Genomic DNA, 2,748 nt, shown 5'->3' with positions numbered 1-2,748 from the left:
GAGAATTTTTGTAAGCAATGCGGCGTTATAAGCATTTAATGCATTGATGCCATTAAATAAAGCACCAACGCCTGACTGCCCCATCCCCATCTTGTCTGCGACAGATTCCTGGGATAAGCCAAGTTCATTTTTCTTTTTTTCATAAATTGCTTTAAGGCGACGTGCGTCCTCAAGCTGCTCTTGTGTTAATGGTTTCTTTTTTGTGCTCATACGTTAAATCTATCACCGCAAGGGATAAATATCTAACACCGTGCGTGTTGACTATTTTACCTCTGGCGGTGATAATGGTTGCATGTACTAAGGAGGTTGTATGGAACAACGCATAACCCTGAAAGATTATGCAATGCGCTTTGGGCAAACCAAGACAGCTAAAGATCTGACCAAGCGACAGTTTAAAGTGCTGCTTGCCATTCTGCGTAAAACCTATGGGTGGAATAAACCAATGGACAGAATCACCGATTCTCAACTTAGCGAGATTACAAAGTTACCTGTCAAACGGTGCAATGAAGCCAAGTTAGAACTCGTCAGAATGAATATTATCAAGCAGCAAGGCGGCATGTTTGGACCAAATAAAAACATCTCAGAATGGTGCATCCCTCAAAACGAGGGAAAATCCCCTAAAACGAGGGATAAAACATCCCTCAAATTGGGGGATTGCTATCCCTCAAAACAGGGGGACACAAAAGACACTATTACAAAAGAAAAAAGAAAAGATTATTCGTCAGAGAATTCTCATGTTTGACAGCTTATCATCGATAAGCTTTAATGCGGTAGTTTATCACAGTTAAATTGCTAACGCAGTCAGGCACCGTGTATGAAATCTAACAATGCGCTCATCGTCATCCTCGGCACCGTCACCCTGGATGCTGTAGGCATAGGCTTGGTTATGCCGGTACTGCCGGGCCTCTTGCGGGATATCGTCCATTCCGACAGCATCGCCAGTCACTATGGCGTGCTGCTAGCGCTATATGCGTTGATGCAATTTCTATGCGCACCCGTTCTCGGAGCACTGTCCGACCGCTTTGGCCGCCGCCCAGTCCTGCTCGCTTCGCTACTTGGAGCCACTATCGACTACGCGATCATGGCGACCACACCCGTCCTGTGGATCCTCTACGCCGGACGCATCGTGGCCGGCATCACCGGCGCCACAGGTGCGGTTGCTGGCGCCTATATCGCCGACATCACCGATGGGGAAGATCGGGCTCGCCACTTCGGGCTCATGAGCGCTTGTTTCGGCGTGGGTATGGTGGCAGGCCCCGTGGCCGGGGGACTGTTGGGCGCCATCTCCTTGCATGCACCATTCCTTGCGGCGGCGGTGCTCAACGGCCTCAACCTACTACTGGGCTGCTTCCTAATGCAGGAGTCGCATAAGGGAGAGCGTCGACCGATGCCCTTGAGAGCCTTCAACCCAGTCAGCTCCTTCCGGTGGGCGCGGGGCATGACTATCGTCGCCGCACTTATGACTGTCTTCTTTATCATGCAACTCGTAGGACAGGTGCCGGCAGCGCTCTGGGTCATTTTCGGCGAGGACCGCTTTCGCTGGAGCGCGACGATGATCGGCCTGTCGCTTGCGGTATTCGGAATCTTGCACGCCCTCGCTCAAGCCTTCGTCACTGGTCCCGCCACCAAACGTTTCGGCGAGAAGCAGGCCATTATCGCCGGCATGGCGGCCGACGCGCTGGGCTACGTCTTGCTGGCGTTCGCGACGCGAGGCTGGATGGCCTTCCCCATTATGATTCTTCTCGCTTCCGGCGGCATCGGGATGCCCGCGTTGCAGGCCATGCTGTCCAGGCAGGTAGATGACGACCATCAGGGACAGCTTCAAGGATCGCTCGCGGCTCTTACCAGCCTAACTTCGATCATTGGACCGCTGATCGTCACGGCGATTTATGCCGCCTCGGCGAGCACATGGAACGGGTTGGCATGGATTGTAGGCGCCGCCCTATACCTTGTCTGCCTCCCCGCGTTGCGTCGCGGTGCATGGAGCCGGGCCACCTCGACCTGAATGGAAGCCGGCGGCACCTCGCTAACGGATTCACCACTCCAAGAATTGGAGCCAATCAATTCTTGCGGAGAACTGTGAATGCGCAAACCAACCCTTGGCAGAACATATCCATCGCGTCCGCCATCTCCAGCAGCCGCACGCGGCGCATCTCGGGCAGCGTTGGGTCCTGGCCACGGGTGCGCATGATCGTGCTCCTGTCGTTGAGGACCCGGCTAGGCTGGCGGGGTTGCCTTACTGGTTAGCAGAATGAATCACCGATACGCGAGCGAACGTGAAGCGACTGCTGCTGCAAAACGTCTGCGACCTGAGCAACAACATGAATGGTCTTCGGTTTCCGTGTTTCGTAAAGTCTGGAAACGCGGAAGTCAGCGCCCTGCACCATTATGTTCCGGATCTGCATCGCAGGATGCTGCTGGCTACCCTGTGGAACACCTACATCTGTATTAACGAAGCGCTGGCATTGACCCTGAGTGATTTTTCTCTGGTCCCGCCGCATCCATACCGCCAGTTGTTTACCCTCACAACGTTCCAGTAACCGGGCATGTTCATCATCAGTAACCCGTATCGTGAGCATCCTCTCTCGTTTCATCGGTATCATTACCCCCATGAACAGAAATCCCCCTTACACGGAGGCATCAGTGACCAAACAGGAAAAAACCGCCCTTAACATGGCCCGCTTTATCAGAAGCCAGACATTAACGCTTCTGGAGAAACTCAACGAGCTGGACGCGGATGAACAGGCA

At 53.6% G+C, this 2,748-nt stretch carries 5 protein-coding genes; 3 read left to right on the top strand and 2 right to left on the bottom strand.

Annotated elements, in window-relative coordinates; all coding sequences use genetic code 11:
* A partial coding sequence (locus HCCG_RS11245; protein WP_034548641.1) for a helix-turn-helix domain-containing protein occupies positions 1-210 on the bottom strand: 210 nt, incomplete at its 3' end.
* A gap of 100 nt (positions 211-310) precedes the next feature.
* On the opposite strand from HCCG_RS11245, the gene HCCG_RS11240 reads away from it, so the two are divergent.
* Positions 311-742, top strand: coding sequence for a Cro/CI family transcriptional regulator (locus HCCG_RS11240; protein WP_002456141.1), 432 nt, complete (start codon positions 311-313; stop codon positions 740-742).
* Between the two features lie 72 nt (positions 743-814).
* Positions 815-2,005 (top strand): tetracycline efflux MFS transporter Tet(C), encoded by a 1,191-nt coding sequence (tet(C), locus tag HCCG_RS11235; RefSeq protein WP_001297013.1) that lies wholly within the window; start codon positions 815-817, stop codon positions 2,003-2,005.
* A gap of 238 nt (positions 2,006-2,243) precedes the next feature.
* On the opposite strand, the gene HCCG_RS13070 is transcribed toward tet(C), so the two are convergent.
* Positions 2,244-2,603, bottom strand: coding sequence for a hypothetical protein (locus HCCG_RS13070; RefSeq protein ID WP_003702528.1), 360 nt, complete (start codon positions 2,601-2,603; stop codon positions 2,244-2,246).
* Positions 2,604-2,610: 7 nt separating this feature from the next.
* Here HCCG_RS13070 and HCCG_RS11795 point away from each other — a divergent pair.
* The coding region (locus HCCG_RS11795) for a Rop family plasmid primer RNA-binding protein (protein WP_001793640.1) at positions 2,611-2,748 on the top strand (138 nt) is incomplete at its 3' end.

It is taken from the genome of Helicobacter cinaedi CCUG 18818 = ATCC BAA-847, assembly GCF_000155475.1.
GTDB lineage: Bacteria > Campylobacterota > Campylobacteria > Campylobacterales > Helicobacteraceae > Helicobacter_C > Helicobacter_C cinaedi.
Note: the sequence above shows the minus strand (reverse complement) of the source record. Positions and strands in the feature narration are given on the sequence as shown.